This window comes from Rhizobium sp. SL42 (genome assembly GCF_021729845.1).
Classification (GTDB): domain Bacteria; phylum Pseudomonadota; class Alphaproteobacteria; order Rhizobiales; family Rhizobiaceae; genus Allorhizobium.
On record NZ_CP063397.1, the window covers coordinates 816,748 to 834,002 of the forward strand.

At 60.6% G+C, this 17,255-nt stretch carries 17 protein-coding genes; 10 read left to right on the forward strand and 7 right to left on the reverse strand.

Features of this window, described 5'->3' with window-relative positions; translation table 11 throughout:
* Nucleotides 1-34: 34 nt before the first annotated feature.
* From IM739_RS03680 to mepA, 6 genes are all read right to left on the reverse strand, one after another.
* Nucleotides 35-670 (reverse strand): 2,3-bisphosphoglycerate-dependent phosphoglycerate mutase, encoded by a 636-nt coding sequence (locus tag IM739_RS03680; protein ID WP_007600437.1) that lies wholly within the window; start codon nt 668-670, stop codon nt 35-37.
* Nucleotides 671-691: 21 nt separating this feature from the next.
* Nucleotides 692-1,504, reverse strand: a complete 813-nt coding sequence (gene dapB / locus IM739_RS03685) for a 4-hydroxy-tetrahydrodipicolinate reductase (RefSeq protein ID WP_237369877.1) — start codon at nt 1,502-1,504, stop codon at nt 692-694.
* Nucleotides 1,505-1,528: 24 nt separating this feature from the next.
* A complete protein-coding gene (locus IM739_RS03690; RefSeq protein ID WP_237369878.1) occupies nt 1,529-3,268 on the reverse strand; it encodes an ABC transporter ATP-binding protein in 1,740 nt (579 codons plus the stop codon).
* A gap of 168 nt (nt 3,269-3,436) precedes the next feature.
* Nucleotides 3,437-4,480, reverse strand: coding sequence for a glucokinase (locus IM739_RS03695; protein WP_237369879.1), 1,044 nt, complete (start codon nt 4,478-4,480; stop codon nt 3,437-3,439).
* 35 nt (nt 4,481-4,515) lie between these two features.
* A complete protein-coding gene (locus IM739_RS03700; protein WP_007600427.1) occupies nt 4,516-4,896 on the reverse strand; it encodes a methylglyoxal synthase in 381 nt (126 codons plus the stop codon).
* 96 nt (nt 4,897-4,992) lie between these two features.
* On the reverse strand, nt 4,993-6,060 hold the full coding sequence (gene mepA, locus IM739_RS03705) for a penicillin-insensitive murein endopeptidase (RefSeq protein WP_442981087.1): 1,068 nt from the start codon (nt 6,058-6,060) through the stop codon (nt 4,993-4,995).
* 186 nt (nt 6,061-6,246) lie between these two features.
* On the opposite strand from mepA, the gene IM739_RS03710 reads away from it, so the two are divergent.
* From IM739_RS03710 to IM739_RS03755, 10 genes are all read left to right on the forward strand, one after another.
* The gene (locus IM739_RS03710; RefSeq protein ID WP_237369880.1) at nt 6,247-8,085 is read left to right on the forward strand and encodes an extracellular solute-binding protein; all 1,839 of its coding nucleotides are present in this window, start codon (nt 6,247-6,249) and stop codon (nt 8,083-8,085) included.
* Between the two features lie 143 nt (nt 8,086-8,228).
* Entirely contained in the window at nt 8,229-9,323 is a 1,095-nt protein-coding gene (locus tag IM739_RS03715) for a microcin C ABC transporter permease YejB (protein ID WP_237369881.1), read from the forward strand.
* The gene (locus tag IM739_RS03720) at nt 9,323-10,465 is read left to right on the forward strand and encodes an ABC transporter permease (protein ID WP_237369882.1); all 1,143 of its coding nucleotides are present in this window, start codon (nt 9,323-9,325) and stop codon (nt 10,463-10,465) included. The genes IM739_RS03715 and IM739_RS03720 overlap by 1 nt, the downstream gene beginning before the upstream one ends.
* A gap of 67 nt (nt 10,466-10,532) precedes the next feature.
* Nucleotides 10,533-10,781 carry a hypothetical protein gene (locus IM739_RS03725; RefSeq protein WP_237369883.1) on the forward strand — a complete coding sequence of 83 codons (249 nt, stop codon included), beginning with the start codon at nt 10,533-10,535 and terminating at the stop codon, nt 10,779-10,781.
* Nucleotides 10,781-11,269, forward strand: coding sequence for a type II toxin-antitoxin system VapC family toxin (locus IM739_RS03730; RefSeq protein WP_272911338.1), 489 nt, complete (start codon nt 10,781-10,783; stop codon nt 11,267-11,269). Before IM739_RS03725 ends, IM739_RS03730 begins: the two co-directional genes overlap by 1 nt.
* The gene (locus tag IM739_RS03735) at nt 11,266-12,894 is read left to right on the forward strand and encodes an ABC transporter ATP-binding protein (RefSeq protein WP_237369885.1); all 1,629 of its coding nucleotides are present in this window, start codon (nt 11,266-11,268) and stop codon (nt 12,892-12,894) included. Before IM739_RS03730 ends, IM739_RS03735 begins: the two co-directional genes overlap by 4 nt.
* A 10-nt stretch (nt 12,895-12,904) precedes the next feature.
* Nucleotides 12,905-13,885: a 2-hydroxyacid dehydrogenase gene (locus tag IM739_RS03740; RefSeq protein ID WP_237369886.1), complete on the forward strand. Its 981-nt coding sequence runs from the start codon at nt 12,905-12,907 to the stop codon at nt 13,883-13,885.
* A 104-nt stretch (nt 13,886-13,989) separates the two neighbouring features.
* On the forward strand, nt 13,990-14,247 hold the full coding sequence (locus IM739_RS03745; RefSeq protein WP_237369887.1) for a hypothetical protein: 258 nt from the start codon (nt 13,990-13,992) through the stop codon (nt 14,245-14,247).
* 134 nt (nt 14,248-14,381) lie between these two features.
* Nucleotides 14,382-15,686: a nicotinate phosphoribosyltransferase gene (gene pncB / locus IM739_RS03750; protein ID WP_237369888.1), complete on the forward strand. Its 1,305-nt coding sequence runs from the start codon at nt 14,382-14,384 to the stop codon at nt 15,684-15,686.
* Nucleotides 15,687-15,970: 284 nt separating this feature from the next.
* Entirely contained in the window at nt 15,971-16,126 is a 156-nt protein-coding gene (locus IM739_RS03755; protein WP_237369889.1) for a hypothetical protein, read from the forward strand.
* A gap of 134 nt (nt 16,127-16,260) precedes the next feature.
* Here IM739_RS03755 and IM739_RS03760 read toward each other — a convergent pair whose 3' ends face one another.
* Nucleotides 16,261-17,244 carry a type II secretion system F family protein gene (locus tag IM739_RS03760; RefSeq protein ID WP_237369890.1) on the reverse strand — a complete coding sequence of 328 codons (984 nt, stop codon included), beginning with the start codon at nt 17,242-17,244 and terminating at the stop codon, nt 16,261-16,263.
* Nucleotides 17,245-17,255: the final 11 nt, after the last annotated feature.

Genomic DNA, 17,255 nt, shown 5'->3' on the forward strand with positions numbered 1-17,255 from the left:
GCGGCGGCTTCCAGATCCCTCATCCGAAACGCTGTTAGTGCGCGCCGGACATGTCGCCGAGCACTTCCTTGGAAGCGACGGTTGAATCGGCGTTCAGCTTGTAGACCATAGGCACGCCGGTCGCGAGATTGACGTTGAGGATCTGCTCCTTGGTCAGCTTGTCGAGCACCATGACCAGCGAGCGCAGCGAATTGCCGTGCGCCGCAACCAGAACCTTCTCGCCCCGCAGCACGCGTGGCAGGATCTCGGTCAGGTAGTAGGGCCAGACACGCGCGCCGGTGTCACGCAGGCTTTCGCCGCCCGGAGGCGGGATATCGTAAGAACGGCGCCAGATATGCACCTGTTCCTCGCCCCACTTGGCCCGGGCATCATCCTTGTTGAGACCCGACAAGTCACCATAGTCGCGCTCGTTCAGGGCTTCGTCCTTGATCGTCGTTAGGCCGGTCTGGCCGACGTTTTGAAGGATGATGTCGCAGGTCTTCTGGGCGCGGCTCAGTACAGAGGTGAAGGCCACGTCAAACTTGATGCCGTAGTCGGCGAGCGCCTTGCCGCCGGCATTGGCTTCCTGCACGCCGAGCTCCGTCAGGTCGGGATCGCGCCAGCCGGTAAACAGGTTCTTCAGATTCCAGTCGCTCTGGCCATGGCGGACGAGCACGAGTGTACCGGTCATCGACAATTCCTCTCTTGACGATCAGTGGGTGGAAGAAAGCCCGAGAACATCGAGCATGGTATAGCGTCCGGGTTTCTTGTCCCGGGCCCAGGTCGCGGCCTTTAGGGCGCCACGGGCAAAGATCGAGCGGTCCAGCGCGCTGTGCGACAGGGTCACCAACTCGCCTTCGCCTGCCAGAATGACGGAATGTTCGCCAACGACGGAGCCGCCGCGCAGGGTGGCAAAGCCGATCGAGCCTTTTTCGCGCGCGCCGGTATGCCCGTCGCGCACCCGCACGGATGCCTCGGCCAGGTCGACGCCCCGGCCTGCAGCCGCAGCCTCGCCCAAAAGGAGTGCCGTCCCCGAAGGTGCATCGACCTTGTGCTTGTGGTGCATTTCCAGCACCTCGATATCCCAGCCGGATGCTTCAAGCGCCTTGGCTGCCTGCTGCACCAGAACCGACAGCAGGTTGACGCCAAGGCTCATGTTCCCCGACTTGACCACGCGGGCATGCCGCGCGGCAGCGTCGATTTTTGCTTCATGGTCCGGGCTGCAACCCGTCGTGCCGATGATGTGCACGATACGCGCCTGGGCGGCGAGTGCCGCAAATTCCGTCGTCGTCTCCGGGGCGCTGAAATCGATCACGCCATCGGCATGCAGGAAAGCGGAAAGCGGATCGTCGGTGATCGCAACGCCCAGATGGCCACACCCTGCGATCTCACCGGCATCGCTTCCGATCACGACCGATCCTGGCCGCCCGAGAGCGGCATGCAGAACCACATTGTCGGCATCGGCAATCACCTGGATCAAGGCCTTGCCCATACGGCCGGCAGCACCGACAACGACAAGCTTCATCGGGGTATCCATGGTCATCCGTCCCTAGAGCGTTTCTGGCTCGGCTGGCGCCGATTGCAGGCTGTTGAGGCGAGCGTAGAGCCCGCCCGGCTGCTTCGCAAGGCTCTCATGCGTGCCTTCTTCGACCACAAGCCCGTCCTGCATCGCAATGATCTTGTCGGCATTCATCACGGTCGAGAGCCGGTGCGCGATCACCACGACGGTACGGCCGTTCATTGCCTCGTCGAGCGCCTTCTGCACTGCGGCTTCCGATTCGGTATCGAGCGACGACGTGGCCTCGTCAAGCAGCAGGATCGGCGCATTGCGTACCAGCGCACGGGCGATCGAAAGCCGTTGGCGCTGACCACCAGACAGTGTCACGCCGTTTTCGCCGACAGGCGTGTCGTAACCCATCGGCTGTGCCAGGATGAAGTCATGCGCATAGGCAAGCCTGGCCGCCTCTTCGATCTCTGCATCCGTGGCATCGGGCCGGCCATAGCGGATATTGTCGCGGATCGTGCCTTCGAAAAGGTAGGGCTGCTGCGAGACATAGGCGATGTGCTGGCGCAGCGATGCCTTGGTCACGTTGGCAATGTCCTGGCCATCGATCAGGATCTGGCCTGCCATCGGGTCGTAGAACCGCGGAATGAGCGTGATCACGGTGGATTTGCCGGCGCCCGATGGGCCGACCAGCGCCGTCGTCTTGCCGCCCTCGGCGGTAAAGCTCAGGCCCTTCAGCGTCTTTTCGTTGGTACCATAGGCAAATTGCACATCGCGGAACTCGATCTTCGCCTCGCTGACGGACAGCGGCTTTGCTCCGTCCTTGTCGCGCTGGTGCGGCTGCATGTCGAGAAGGTCGTAGATCATCCGCGCATTGACCACGGCGCGTTCCATATGCACCTGCAGGCGCGCCAGGCGTCGGGCAGGTTCATAGGCGAGCAAAAGCGCGGTGACGAAGGAGAAGAAGGCGCCCGGCAGCATGCCGCCATAGATCGACTGATAGGCGGCATAGGCAAGCACGCTGGAGATGGCCACCCCGGCAAAGGTTTCGGTCAGCGGCGAGGTGCGCTCGCTCAGGCGGGCAATCCGGTTGGAGCGATGTTCGGCGGAATCGATCGTGCCTTGTATCTTGCGCGACAACTCGTCTTCCATGGTGAAGGCCTTGACGATCGCGATGCCCTGGATCGTCTCCTGCATCGCGCCCATGACATGCGCGTTGTAGAGCACCGATTCCCGTGTCGCGCTGCGCAGCCGCTTCGAGATATAGCGCAGCGCCAGCAGCAACGGCGGCGCGATGACGAAGACCATCAGCGTCAGCAGCGCGTCCTGGTAGATCATCACGCCGACCAGTGCGATCAGCGTCAGCAGATCTCGCGCCAGCGAGGTAATCGTCAGGTTCAGCACATCGCGGATACCGTCGATGTTCTGGCTGATCTGGGCTGCCAGATGCGACGACCGCGCGTCGGAGAAATAACCGATCGACAGTGTCATCAGATGGGCAAAAAGCCGGCGCTGATAGCGCGCAACGATGTTGTTGCCGATCTTGGAGAGGGTCACTGCCTGGCCGTAGCTGGCAAAGCCGCGCAACACGAACGAGGCAAGGATGGCCCCGCAGATCAGCCAGATGAGATCGGCGCGTCGATTGGCAAAGGTTTCGTTGATAACCGATTCCATGATCCAGGCGGTGAATGCCGTGGTCAAGGCAACGGTGATCAGACAGATCACGGCAAAGACATAGCCGCCGACATGATCACGGCCGTTTTCCGACATGATCCGTTTCAGCATGGCTGTGACGCTGCCTGAATCGGCTGCTGTTTTGTTGGTCCCGCTGGCGTCCAAGAAAAGACTTCCCGTGCGATTTCGCTCAATGCGCCCTTCTGGACACCGCCGCTCTATAGCCAGTCGCGCCGCGTTTGGCCATAGCTGCCCATTTTTGGGCACAAATGCGTCGGATCACCGGTGCCAGTGCCGTCCTTCGGTGGCAAGCCCGAAGCCACCGGGATTGCAGGCATAGGCAGCAAGGCCCGACAGTGCGGCCTGCGGATGGGTGACCACGAACGTCGGAATGCTCTTCATCAGCGCCGAATGCGGTGCCTTGTCCTCGAAGGCCGCGCGAAATTCCGGCTTTTCCAGCGCCGGCAGGATCTTCGGCGAAATGCCGCCGGCAAGGAAAACCCCGCCGCGCGCCATGAAGATCAGCGCCAGATCGCCGGCAACCCGGCCGAGATAGGTGGCAAAAAGACTGAGCGCTTCGGCCGCCAGCGGATCGGAACCATCAAGCCCGGCAAGGGAGATCTCGGCAGGCTCGCCATAGCGCGGCGCGGCGTCGCCCTCGGCATGGCAGAGCGCCTGATAGATGTTCATCAGGCCGCGGCCGGAGAGCAGCTCCTCGGCCGAAATGCGGCCGAGTGTTGCGGTCGGATCCTTGACCGGCGTCAGGAAGGGCCAGATCTGTTGATCGCGTGCAGTGCGCGGGCCGACATCCACATGACCACCTTCGCCGGGAACCGGGAACCAGGTGTCGCGGGCATGCACCAGGCCGGCAACGCCGAGACCGGTGCCGGGGCCGAGTACGACACGAGAAGAGATCGGCGCGTCGGTGACGGGTCCCAGCGCGTGCCGGTATTGCGGCTCCAGCGTCGCTGCCGCCAGGGCTTGTGCCTCGAAATCATTGAGCAGCAGCACGGATTCGAAGCCCAGTTCCGCCATCAGCGCCTTCGGCTTCACAACCCAGGGATAGTTGGTCAACGGCACCTCGTCGCCATCGATTGGCCCGGCCATGGCGATGATCAGCGTGCGCGGCTTGTGCGTGGTCTTTGCCAGGACGCTCTGCCGGATTGCATCGTCGATCGTTGAGAAATCCTTGTTCACCACATTCGGGAACGGCACGGTTTCTCCGCTGCTATCGACCAGGATGGAAAAACGCGCATTGGTGCCGCCGATATCACCGATCAGGATCGGGAAGCTGAGTTGGTCTTCGCTGGGTGTCTGGGCCATGGTCTATCCGTTTCGAGCCGCGTGAAGCGATTGTTTCAGGCGACCGGCGTGGTCATCAGGATTTCGGCAGTCGCAAGGTTGAGCGCCATGGGAATATCGTAAACCGTGGCAAGCCGCATCAATGCCTTCACGTCGACATCATGCGGCATCGATGTCAGCGGATCGACGAAAAACACCAGAACATCCACTTCGCCGGTCGCGATCAAGGCGCCGATCTGCTGGTCGCCGCCCAGCGGGCCGCTTTTCAGCGGCGTGACATCGAGATCCGGACAGGCATCCTTCACCCGGCCGCCGGTCGTGCCGGTCGCAACGATCCGCCAGCCGCTGAGGCGAGCCTGGTGACGCCGGGCGAACTCCGCCATGTCGTCTTTCTTCTGGTCATGGGCAATCAGGGCGATGCATTTTGCGCGGGTCATGGCGAGGATCTGCGGCTCTTTTAAATCGATTTGACTTAAACCCTGTAGCCCAGGTCGAGCAGCTTGAAAAGCCACCGCCTGCAAGCCGCTTTGCTCTCACTGATCCGCTGGGCGGGGCAGTGGGACGGGAACCAGTGCGGGCAATGCAAACATCGCCGTTCCATCCGCAACAGGCGCACTCGGTGCTGCTGCAAAAGCCGAGGCGGTCGCCGGCATCCCGCCACTGCCGCGATATGTGGCCTCGAGTTCGCTGTCCGGCGACGGTGCGCCAAGGATCATCGCGCAGGCCTTTGGCAAGGCCGACAGCTGCATCGGCTTGGGTTTGGGAGCCGGCTTGGCGTTCGGATCCTTTTTCGGCGGCGCCCATGGTTCATCAGTAAACCACCAGGCCAGCGACTTGTCGCAACCGTCGCCGCGACCGATCGGATCCTGCGACTTGCAGCCGACGGAATCCGCCGGGCATTTGATCCGCACATGGAAATGGTAGTCGTGGCCGTAATAGGGCCGAACCTTGCCAAGGTCGCTGCGGTCGCCGGTCCAGGTTTCGCACAGCTTCTTCTTGATTGCCGGGTTGACGAAGATGCGCTCGACCTGCGGATAGCTGGCTGCCCGCATGATCACGGCCGCATGCGCCGGCGTCCAGACCTTCGGGTCCACGGTCAGGAAAGCCTTCGATTTCAGCATCGTCGTGGCCGAGATGTTTTCCCTCTCGCTGGCAGTCAGCGTGCGCGAGGGCATCGGCGTCAGCCAGATATCGGCGTCGAGCCCGATCTGGTGCGAGGCATGGCCGGTGAGCATCGGTCCGCCGCGCGGCTGCGAAATGTCGCCGAGAAGCAGACCCGGCCAGTTGTCGTAGCGTGCTGCGTCCTGCGACAGTTGCTCCAGCGTCGCGATCATCTGCGGGTGGCCCCAGCGCCGGTTGCGTGACAGCCGCATCGCCTGCCAGGTCGGTCCGTCGGTTGGAATGGCCACGCCGCCGGCCAGGCAACCCTTGGAATAGAATCCATAAGCCGTCGGTTCCGCCCGTGCCGGCAGTTTCATCGCGCCGAACAATTCCTTGGCCGGTGGGCCGTCGGCGGCGATTGCCTCGGGTGCTGCGGCGCCGAGTGCTGCCAAAAGCATCAGGGTCTTGGCAAACCTGCCGGAGCGTTTCACCGATTTCATCGTCATCCATCCTCGTTCATCACGGCATCCGGGATCGCGAGCCCGAATGATTCATCGAATTCTATCCTGAAAGGTAATTTTGGTGAATCTGCGAATGTTCACCCGCTCACTTCTGTGTCAGCCGTCTGTATTTTGCCGTCATTTGCCCTATTCTGCAGCCAGGCAAAAACAAAAAGGGGTTGGCTGATGGCACTGGCAAGGCGGATTGCGGCATCGATTCTCGGACTATTGCTCTGCAGCCCGGCTTTGGGCGTTCGGGCACAGGAACCGGAATGGCGTCACGCGCTCGCCGTCATCGAGGCGCCAAAGTACCCCAAGGATTTCGAACGGTTTTCCTATGTGAACCCCGATGCGCCGAAGGCGGGAAACATCAACCTCTCAGCATCCGGAACCTTCGATAGCTTCAATCCGGTTCTCGACAAGGGCGAACTGGCCGCAGGCCTTGCGCCGCGGCTGTCGCTGGTCACTGAAACACTGCTGAAACCCTCCATGGACGAGGTCGATGCGGTTTATGGCCTGCTGGCCGAAGCCGTCTCCTATCCGGACGACTATTCCTATGCCGCGTTTCGCCTGCGGCCTGAGGCCAAATGGGCCGATGGCGTACCGGTAACACCCGAAGATGTCATTTTCAGCTTTGAAAAGTTCAAGGAATTCAATCCGCTCTATTCGACCTATTACAGCCATGTCGTGAAGGCGGAAAAGACCGGCGAGCGTGAGGTCACCTTTACTTTCGACGAAAAAAACAATCGTGAATTGCCGGTGATTGTCGGCGAACTGGATATTGTCCCGAAGCACTGGTGGACCGCCAACGGCCCGGATGGAAAGCCACGCGACATTTCCAAAACGACCCTTGAACCGATCCTGGGGTCGGGACCCTATCGGATTGCCTCGTTTACCCCGGGTGCCAAGATCCGCTACGAACTCCGCGACGACTATTGGGGCAAGGATCTCAACGTCAATATCGGCTACAACAACTTCGAGAGCCAGACCTATACCTATTTCGCCGATCTGGACGTCGAGTTTGAAGCCTTCCGCTCCGGCAGCGTCGATTTCTGGTCCGAAAATTCGGCCATGCGCTGGGCGCGGTCTTATGATTTTCCCGCTGTCGCGGATGGCAGGGTCAAGCGACAGGTTCTCGACAACGAATACAAGACCTCGGGCGTCCTCGTCGGCTTTGTTCCCAACATGCGTCGTGAAATGTTCAAGGACGCCCGTGTCCGGAAGGCCTTGAACTACGCATTCGATTTCGAGGAATTGAACCGGACGATCTTCTTCGATCAGTACAAGCGGATCGACAGCTACTTCCATGGTTCGGAACTGGCCTCCAGTGGTTTGCCCGAGGGCAAGGAACTGGAAATCCTCAAGGGTCTGGGCAGTGATGTTGCGCCGGAAGTCCTGACGCAGGAATACAAGAACCCGGTGGGCGGCGATGGCGCAAAGCTTCGAGACAATCTGCGCCAGGCGCTGGCGCTGCTGAAGGAAGCCGGCTACGAATTGCGCAATGGCAAGATGGTCCTGGCCTCGACCGGTGCGCCGCTGCAGTTCGAAATCCTGCTCAACGGCCCGACCATCGAGCGGGTAGCCATTCCCTTCGCCGACAATTTGAAAAAAATCGGTGTCCAGGCGACAGTCCGCACGGTCGATGCGGCCCAGTATGCTAACCGGGTCCGCAGCTTCGACTATGACATGATTTACCTTGGCTGGGCCCAGAGCCTCAATCCGGGCAATGAGCAACGGGACTATTGGGGTTCCAAGTCCGTTGATCAGCAGGGGTCGCGCAACTATGCGGGCATTTCCGACCCCGCTATCGACAAGCTCATCAACCAGATCATATTCGCAAAGGATCGCGAAACCCTCATCCCGACGGTCAAGGCGCTCGATCGCCTGCTGCTGGCCGGCCACTACACCGTGCCAAGCTACACGCTGCGTTCCTCCCGCATCGCCTATTGGGACAAGTTCGACCATGCCGAATTGCCGGCCTATGGCATCGGCTTTCCCTCGATCTGGTGGTCGAAGACGCCATGATGTTAATCAGCGGGACTTGTGCGTCGAAGCTGGTTATCAAGGATGAAATGGACGAATCGCTTTTGCAGGAGGGCCGGCGGGTTGGCTGACAGACAGGGACTGTGGTTTGGCAGCGGCGCACGAGCCGCGATGAGGCGCATTCCATGACAGCCTATATTTTCCGCCGGCTTCTGCTGATGATCCCGACGATCATCGGCATCATGGGCATCTCCTTCGCCGTCATCCAGTTTGCCCCCGGTGGCCCGGTGGAGCAGGTGATTGCTCAGCTCAGCGGCCAGGGCGACAGCGCCGATGCCAGGTTGTCCGGTGGCGGCGACATGCTGAACCAGCAGATGGGGGCTGACGAAGGTGGCGCGCGCTATCGTGGCGCCCAGGGTCTCGACCCGGAATTGATTGCCAAGCTCGAGAAGCAGTTCGGCTTCGACAAGCCGCCGCTCGAGCGTTTCCTCGAAATGATGTGGAACTATATCCGCTTCGATTTCGGCGAAAGCTTTTTCCGCAACACCTCGGTCATTGATCTGATCATCGAGAAGATGCCTGTCTCGATCTCGCTCGGCGTCTGGGTCCTGCTGATCTCCTACGCGATTTCAATTCCGCTCGGCATCAGGAAGGCTGTTCAGGACGGCTCGGCATTCGACGTCTGGACCTCGGGCGTGATCGTGATCGGCTATGCGGTTCCCAGCTTCCTGTTCGGCATCCTGCTGATCGTCGTCTTTGCCGGCGGATCGTTTTTCGACTGGTTCCCCTTGCGCGGCCTGACCTCGGACAATTTCTCCGAACTCAGCTGGTGGCAGAAGATCCTCGACTACTTCTGGCATCTGACGCTGCCCTTGGTCGCTCTGCTTCTGTCGGCCTTTGCCACGACGACGCTGTTGACCAAGAATTCCTTCATCGACGAGATCAAGAAGCAATATGTCGTCACCGCTCGCGCCAAGGGGCTGGGGGAGCGCCAGGTGCTCTACGGCCATGTCTTCCGCAACGCCATGCTGATCGTCATTGCCGGCATTCCGGCCGCCTTCATCTCGGCATTCTTCACCGGATCGCTGCTGATCGAAAACATCTTCTCGCTCGATGGCCTCGGTCGTCTCGGTTATCTCGCGGTGGTCAATCGCGACTATCCGATCGTCTTTGCCACGCTCTACATCTTCTCGCTGATGGGCCTCGTCGTCGGCCTGATCTCCGACCTGATCTATACCTGGATCGATCCCCGCATCGATTTCGACCGGAGGGATATCTGATGTCCACCCTCGAAGGCGAAAACACTGTCCCTGCGCAACCGCGCAAACCGCTTCTGTCGCCGACCAGTCGCCGGCGTCTGGAAAACTTCAAGGCCAATCGCCGCGGATACTGGTCCTTCTGGATCTTCATGATCCTCTTCCTGTTCAGCCTGTTCGCCGAACTGATCGCCAACGACCGGCCGATCGTCGCCTCCTACAAGGGCGAGATCCTGTTCCCGGTGTTGGTCGACTATCCCGAGGAGAAATTCGGCGGTTTCCTTGCCGTCACCGACTATCGCTCGCCCTTCATTGCCGATGAGATCAATGCCAATGGCTGGATGCTCTGGCCGCCGATCCGCTATTCCTATCGCACGGTCAATTCCGAGATCCCCCATTCGGCCCCGACGCCACCCTTCTGGCTGATGGACAAGGAAACCCGTTGCGCGGCCTATCCGCTGAAGGCCGAAGACCCGAATTGCATTCTCGGCAACATGAACTGGCTCGGCACCGATGATCAGGCGCGCGACGTCACGGCCCGCATGATCTATGGTTTCCGCATCTCGATCTTGTTCGGCCTGGCGCTGACGATTGCGTCCGCCATGATCGGCGTCACCGCCGGCGCCGTGCAGGGTTATTTCGGCGGCTGGACCGACCTGTTGATGCAACGCTTTATCGAGATCTGGTCGTCGATGCCGGTGCTCTATATCTTGCTGATCATCGCAGCCATCTTGCCACCCGGCTTCTTCGTCCTGCTCGGCATCATGCTGCTGTTTTCGTGGGTCGGCTTCGTCGGTATCGTCCGGGCCGAGTTTTTGCGGGCGCGCAATTTCGAATACGTGAACGCCGCCCGCGCGCTTGGCGTCGGCAACTGGACCATCATGTTTCGCCACCTGTTGCCCAATGCCATGGTTGCGACCCTGACCTTTCTGCCCTTCATCCTGTCCGGGTCGATCACCACGCTGACCTCGCTCGATTTCCTCGGTTTCGGCATGCCGCCCGGTTCGCCTTCCCTCGGGGAGCTGATTGCCCAGGGCAAGCGCAACCTCCAGGCGCCCTGGCTCGGGCTGACAGCCTTCTTCACAATGTCGATTATGCTGTCGCTGCTGATTTTCGTCGGCGAGGCTGTGCGCGACGCCTTCGATCCGAGGAAGACGTTCCGATGAGTTCACGTTCGTCAGATCCCCTCTTCTGTGGCATGATGATCGCAGGTCCGATCAGGAGCGCGATGCGATGAACAAGATCGTCAGAGAGCATTATCCCGTTGAGAATTTGCCCGCCGACCTTCGAGAGGGATTGACCGACGGCAGCACCGTGCGCGTCGTGGTGGAGATCGAAAATCGATCGCCGAGCCCCGCCGTAATCAGCTTTGCCGAGTTCATGACGGAGGTAGAGGCCTATCGTAGTCAAGACGACCGCCGCGTCACACCCGCCGAGGCCGTGGCGCGGATCCGGGAACTTCGTGACGAATGGGACGACTGATGCCGCACCGGCACCAAATCTATCTCGACACGAATGCCGCGATCTTGCTCGTCGAAGGTGAGGGTGCCTTACGTGAATTGTTGCGAAACTTGACCGGGAAGGCATCATCTCGACCGAGCGCGACCTTGGCGACCAGCGCTTTGACAGTCTCGGAACTCTTGGTGAAGCCCCTGCGCAACGGCGACAAGAGGCTCGTTGAAGTCTACAGGATTTGGGGCTCGGGTCTGCCGTGGCTGCAGATCGTTCCAGTATCGAGCAACATTCTGGATATGGCAGCACAATTGCGGGCGCGCCGGAACGGCCTGAAGCTTCCCGATGCCATCCATATCGCTTCAGCTCTCGCTGTCGCAACGACGCATTTTTTGACCGAGGATCGAGGTATCTCGCCTACCTTCGACAATTCAACAGAGGAAGCGGTTCCCCCTTTCGAAGTCTGCCGTCTGAACGCAGCATCCCTTACATCCCTGATCGAAAGCCTGTCCGCATGACCGATCCCCTTCTCTCCGTTCGCGATCTCTCCGTGGCTTTCCATCAGGGTGGTCAACAGAGCCTGGCTGTTGACCATATCTCCTTCGATATCGGCAAGGGCGAAGTCGTGGCGCTTGTCGGCGAATCTGGCTCTGGCAAATCGGTGTCTGCCGCCTCGATCCTCAAGCTGCTGCCCTATCCGTCCGCGAGCCATCCGTCGGGATCGATCCTGTTCGAGGGTCGCGATCTGATGGGCGCTTCGGCTGCGGATCTCAGGTCGGTGCGCGGCAACGACATTACCATGATCTTCCAGGAGCCGATGACGTCGCTCAATCCGCTGCACACGATCGAGCGGCAGATCGGTGAGATCCTCGAGCTGCACCAGGCCATGACCGGCAAGGCGGCGCGTACACGGATCCTGGAACTGCTCAACCAGGTCGGTATCCGCGAGCCGGAAAAACGCCTGAGCGCCTTCCCGCACGAATTGTCAGGGGGGCAGCGCCAGCGTGTCATGATCGCCATGGCACTCGCCAACCGGCCAAAGCTGCTGATTGCCGATGAGCCGACGACGGCGCTCGATGTTACCGTGCAGGCCCAGATTCTCGAATTGCTCGGTCGGCTGAAGGCCGAGCATGGCATGTCCATGCTGTTCATCACCCATGATCTCGGCATCGTGCGCAAGTTCGCCGATCGTGTCTGCGTCATGACCAAAGGACGGATCGTCGAGACCGGCCCGGTCGAGGAGATCTTCGAGCGCCCGCAGCACGACTACACGAAAAAGCTCCTGGGCTCGGAACCGCGCGGCGAACCACCGACATCGGATGCCGAAAAGCCGGTGATCATGCAGGGCGACGACATCCGCGTCTGGTTCCCGATCAAGTCGGGCTTCCTGCGCAAGACGGTCGATCATGTCAAAGCTGTCGATGGCATCGATCTCACCCTGCGTGCCGGCCAGACTCTCGGCGTCGTCGGCGAATCGGGCTCGGGCAAGACGACGCTCGGACTGGCTTTGGCCCGCCTGATCTCCTCCAAGGGGCGGATCAGTTTCATCGGCCACGACATCGATGGCTTCTCCTATCGTGAGATGCGGCCGTTCAGGGATCGCCTCCAGGTCGTCTTTCAGGATCCGTTCGGTTCGCTCAGCCCGCGCATGTCGGTGGGCGAGATCATTGCCGAGGGCCTCAAGGTGCATGAAAAAGCCCTGTCGGCCGATGAGCGGGATGCACGCGTGTGCTGGGCGCTCGATGAGGTTGGGCTCGATCCGGCCACCCGTTGGCGCTACCCGCACGAATTCTCCGGCGGTCAGCGTCAGCGCATCGCAATTGCCCGCGCCATGGTGCTCAAGCCGCGTTTCGTCATGCTTGACGAGCCGACATCGGCGCTCGACATGACGGTTCAGGCCCAGGTCGTCGATCTCCTGCGCGACCTGCAGAGGAAACATGATCTTGCCTATCTCTTCATCAGCCACGATCTGCGGGTGGTGAAGGCGCTGGCCAATGAGATCATTGTCATGCGCGCCGGCAAGGTCGTCGAAAAAGGTCCTGCCGCCGAAGTCTTCGCCGCCCCCAGGGCCGATTACACCAAGGCCCTGATGGCCGCTGCCTTCAATCTAGAAGCCGTCGAAATCGGCGGTATCCGCCAGTAGTGGGAATTGCATGTCTTCCAAGAGCCCCGTTTCTTCCAGGTCCCCCGTCATCATCGATCTGAAATTCCAGCGCGAAAGTGTCGTCAAGGCATTGCGCAATGCCTTTGCTGATCGAGAGGTCATCGATATGGCCGATCCGGCCAATGCCGGTCGCGATCTGAGCGCTGCTGCCTATGCCGTCGTCTGGAAGCCTGATCCGTCTCTTTTTGACAAGGCCAGCGGCCTGAAGGCCATCTTCTCCGGTGGTGCGGGCGTCGATCACATCCTGAGTTCCTATGATCTGCCGGACCTCCCCATTGTCCGTTTCGTCGACCGCAGCCTCACGGATCGCATGAGCGAATGGGTCGTGCTGCAGTGCCTGAGCCATCTTCGCCAGACGTTGACCTATGCGCGGCAGCAGCGCGACCATCACTGGCACGAGCTCGCCGACCAACCCGAAGCATGCGATGTAACCGTGGGTGTTATGGGGCTGGGCGTGCTTGGCCAGGATGCCGTCGCAAAGCTCAAGGTGATGGGCTTCAATGTCATCGGCTGGTCGCGCCGGCCAAAGCAGATTTCCGGTATCGAGACCTATGACGCTGGAGGTCTGGACGCCTTTCTCAGGCGTACCGACATTCTGGTCGGCCTGCTGCCGCTGACCCCCGAGACCCGGGGCATCTATGATCGTTCGCTTTTTTCGAAGCTCAATCGTGATGGCGTCCTCGGCGGACCGGTGTTTCTGAACGCAGGCCGAGGCGGCAGCCAGGTCGAAGCGGATCTTGTCGCCTGCCTTGAGGACGGAACGTTGAAGGCCGCCTCTCTCGATGTGTTCGAGCAGGAGCCCTTGTCCGGCGACAGCCCGCTCTGGGACATGGACAATGTCTTCGTCACCCCTCACGCCGCCGCATCTTCGGAAGTCAGTGCGCTTTTCCGTCATGTCGACAGCCAGATTGCCCGTTTTGAAGCAGGTTTGCCGCTGCAAAACGTGGTCGACCGCGTAACGGGGTATTGAGCCACCGGGCACACCGCTTCGGAACCTTACTGACATTCCCGCCGTTACTCTGGTCCATGCCGTGCGCCGCAAGCGCGGCGCCAGAACGTCAACGGAGAATGATCATGAGCAGCCGAACCGATCTGCCAGGCGATACTGATCGCCGCACCCGTGGCCTCCAGCCGGAAACCCTGAGCGCAACGGAAGCGCGCCAGGGCAATCGTGGCCGTCCGGTCCTGATCGTGCTGCTCGGCGGACTGATCCTCGCCATGCTGGTTTGGGTGCCTGCCGAATGGTGGGGCAACTCGATCGAAACGGAAACCCGCCCCAATCCGGCTCAGACGGAAACGGCGCCGCCGGCCAGCCAGACGCCCACTCAGTAATCGGCAGCAGGAGGGGTGTCGTTGTCTGGACATTCCGACATAGTTTGCCGATAACATGAGACGGAAACGGTCGAAGCGATTTTCGGCCGTTCAGTCGCGGCTGCAGGCTCGCGGTGAACAGGGCAGTGGCTTCCATGACGAAGACTGATATCGCGACCAGGGTATTTAACCACGCCTGGAAGCTTGATCCGATCATTCGCAGCCTGATCGACACCGATTTCTACAAATTGCTCATGCTTCAGATGATCTGGAAGCTCTATCCCAAGGTCAATGCGACCTTTACGCTGATCAACCGCACAACATCTGTTCGGCTGGCCGATGAAATTGACGAGCAGGAATTGCGCGAGCAGCTGGATCATGTGCGCTCGCTGCGCCTGACCAAGAAGGAAATGATCTGGCTGGCCGGCAACACCTTCTATGGACGCGCCCAGATCTTCGAGCCGGAATTTCTCGCCTGGCTCGGCAATCTGCAACTGCCCGAATACGAGTTGCACAAGCGCGACGGCCAATACGAACTGACCTTCCATGGTTCATGGATGGAGACGACGCTATGGGAAATCCCGGCGCTCGCCATCATCAACGAATTGCGCAGTCGCGCTGCCATGCGCTCGCTCGGCTATTTTACCCTCGACGTGCTCTATGCTCGTGCCAAGGCCAAGATGTGGGCCAAGGTTGAGCGCCTCGGCGAGCTTCCGGGCTTGCGCATCTCCGATTTCGGTACCCGCCGCCGACACAGTTTCCTCTGGCAGCGCTGGTGTGTCGACGCCCTGAAGGAAGGCATCGGCCCAGCCTTCACCGGCACCAGCAATGTGCTCCTGGCAATGGATTCCGATCTGGAAGCCGTGGGCACCAACGCCCATGAACTGCCGATGGTGGTGGCGGCGCTGGCCAATACCGATCAACAGCTGGCCGCCGCCCCCTATCAGGTCCTGAAGGACTGGAACCAGCTCTATGGCGGCAATCTTCTGATCGTTCTGCCCGACGCCTTCGGCACGGCTTCCTTCCTGCGCGATGCGCCGGAATGGGTGGCCGACTGGACCGGCTTCCGCCCGGACAGTGCCCCGCCGATCGAAGGCGGCGAAAAGATCATCGATTGGTGGAAGAAGATGGGGCGTGATCCGCGCAAGAAGCTGCTGATCTTCTCGGATGGCCTCGATGTCGACGCGATCATCGACACCTATCGCCATTTCGCCGGCCGCGTGCGTATGAGCTTCGGTTGGGGCACCAATCTCACCAATGATTTTGCCGGCTGCGCGCCGCAGGAGATTGCCGGACTGAAGCCGATTTCGATTGTCTGCAAGGTCGCGGAAGCCAATGGCCGTCCCGCCGTCAAGCTCTCTGACAACCCGCGCAAGGCGACGGGTGATCCCGCCGAGGTCGAACGCTACCTGAAGTTTTTCGGCTCGCAGGATCGCGTCGAACAGGCCGTGCTCGTCTAGGCTTTGCTCGTCTCGGCATTGTTCGTACAGCCCGCCTGAGTTTCCCGGACCGGGGAGCATGCCAGCCACGGTCACGCAGGGCATCGAACATATCGTTTCGACCTGCAAACAAGCTCGCTGGCGCGTTCTCTTCCAGCTTTGGCGCGGCGGTGACGGTGGCAAACACGGCCACCGGACGATTTGTCGTCATTTATTAAAATTGTCGTGACTGAAAGCCCTGCGCAAGCCACCTTGTTGATGTTCATCATCAGCCGAGATGATTCGGTGATATGGGGACATGAGCGATGATTGAGGGACCGGATCAATATTTCGAACAGCAGGACATGGCGATCAAGCTGTTGCTCTTGGAAAACAAGGCCGATGAGCTGACCAATATTCTGGTCGCTGCCCTGCAGGATGCCTTCAAGCTGCTCGAAGACGAGCAGGATACCGTTCACTGAGACCAGTCTGCCGGGCCGATAGCGCCACGCGATCCATGGAACGCGCAGGGTACGCTGTCACGATTTCGCCTGGCACACTGCGTCGAAACTGCCATATGGCGCGCTACGGCTGATCCCAGTTCAGCGGTAGTGCCTTAGAAACGGTCGGACACCTGAATGCCGGCCGGTCCGAGAATGACCGCGATCAGCACCGGCAGGAAGAACAGGATCATCGGTACGGTGAGTTTCGGCGGCAGCGCTGCGGCTTTTTTCTCCGCTTCGTTCATGCGTTCGTCGCGGCCTTCCTGGGCGAGCACGCGCAAGGCCTGGGCGATCGGCGTTCCGTAGCGCTCGGCCTGGATCAGCGCCTGCGTCACGTTCTTCACGCCATCGAGCTGCGTGCGGGTGCCCAGGTTTTCCAGCGCTTGCCGGCGATCCGGCAGGAACGACAGTTCCGCAGTCGTCAGGACCATTTCCTCGGCCAGTTCCGGCGATTGTTCGCCGATTTCGTCAGCCACGCGCCGCATCGCGGCTTCGATCGAAATGCCGGATTCAACGCAGATCAGCATCAGGTCGAGTGCGTCGGGCCAGGCCCGGCGGATCGAGTGCTGACGTTTGCCGATCCGGTTGGAAACATAGATATTCGGCAGATAGAAGCCGATATAGCCGCCGACGATGGTCGCGAACAGCCTGACCGGTAGAGGCTTGTCGGCAAGATTGCCAAGCGCGAAGATCCAGATCGCGGTCACGACAAGCGTTGCGAACGGCAGCAGGAACCGCGCCAGAAGGAAGATGTTCAGCGCGTTTTGCGAGCGAAGGCCGGCTGCCTTGAGCTTGTCCATGGTCGTGTCGTCAACCAGCGCCTTGCGCAGGTTGAACCGTTCGACAAGCTGGCGCACAGACTGGTTGTTGTTGGCACGAAGGGTGGCTTTCCCCTGGGCATCCGAATTGAGCCGCGCGCGTTCGCGTGCACGGATCTGGTCGCGCTCGGTCGATACGGCCCGCATCCGCTTGTTCAGGTCGCCACGCTCCAGCATCGGCATGACCAGCGTGTACAAGGTCGCAAAAACCGCAAGCGCCACCAGCACTGCGATGATCAGGGTAGGATCAGTAACGCGGGCGGCCCAGTCTTCAGTCATGCCTTGCCGCT

Coding starts and splice junctions, on each gene's coding strand:
- IM739_RS03735 (WP_237369885.1), top strand. CDS start 11,266: ATGACCGATCCCCTTCTCTCCGTTCGCGATCTCTCCGTGGCTTTCCAT.
- IM739_RS03700 (WP_007600427.1), bottom strand. CDS start 4,896: ATGACCCGCGCAAAATGCATCGCCCTGATTGCCCATGACCAGAAGAAA.
- dapB (WP_237369877.1), bottom strand. CDS start 1,504: ATGAAGCTTGTCGTTGTCGGTGCTGCCGGCCGTATGGGCAAGGCCTTG.
- IM739_RS03695 (WP_237369879.1), bottom strand. CDS start 4,480: ATGGCCCAGACACCCAGCGAAGACCAACTCAGCTTCCCGATCCTGATC.
- IM739_RS03760 (WP_237369890.1), bottom strand. CDS start 17,244: ATGACTGAAGACTGGGCCGCCCGCGTTACTGATCCTACCCTGATCATC.
- IM739_RS03680 (WP_007600437.1), bottom strand. CDS start 670: ATGACCGGTACACTCGTGCTCGTCCGCCATGGCCAGAGCGACTGGAAT.
- IM739_RS03710 (WP_237369880.1), top strand. CDS start 6,247: ATGGCACTGGCAAGGCGGATTGCGGCATCGATTCTCGGACTATTGCTC.
- IM739_RS03745 (WP_237369887.1), top strand. CDS start 13,990: ATGAGCAGCCGAACCGATCTGCCAGGCGATACTGATCGCCGCACCCGT.
- IM739_RS03690 (WP_237369878.1), bottom strand. CDS start 3,268: ATGCTGAAACGGATCATGTCGGAAAACGGCCGTGATCATGTCGGCGGC.
- IM739_RS03730 (WP_272911338.1), top strand. CDS start 10,781: ATGCCGCACCGGCACCAAATCTATCTCGACACGAATGCCGCGATCTTG.
- mepA (WP_442981087.1), bottom strand. CDS start 6,060: ATGAAATCGGTGAAACGCTCCGGCAGGTTTGCCAAGACCCTGATGCTT.
- IM739_RS03715 (WP_237369881.1), top strand. CDS start 8,229: ATGACAGCCTATATTTTCCGCCGGCTTCTGCTGATGATCCCGACGATC.
- IM739_RS03755 (WP_237369889.1), top strand. CDS start 15,971: ATGATTGAGGGACCGGATCAATATTTCGAACAGCAGGACATGGCGATC.
- IM739_RS03740 (WP_237369886.1), top strand. CDS start 12,905: ATGTCTTCCAAGAGCCCCGTTTCTTCCAGGTCCCCCGTCATCATCGAT.
- IM739_RS03720 (WP_237369882.1), top strand. CDS start 9,323: ATGTCCACCCTCGAAGGCGAAAACACTGTCCCTGCGCAACCGCGCAAA.
- pncB (WP_237369888.1), top strand. CDS start 14,382: ATGACGAAGACTGATATCGCGACCAGGGTATTTAACCACGCCTGGAAG.
- IM739_RS03725 (WP_237369883.1), top strand. CDS start 10,533: ATGAACAAGATCGTCAGAGAGCATTATCCCGTTGAGAATTTGCCCGCC.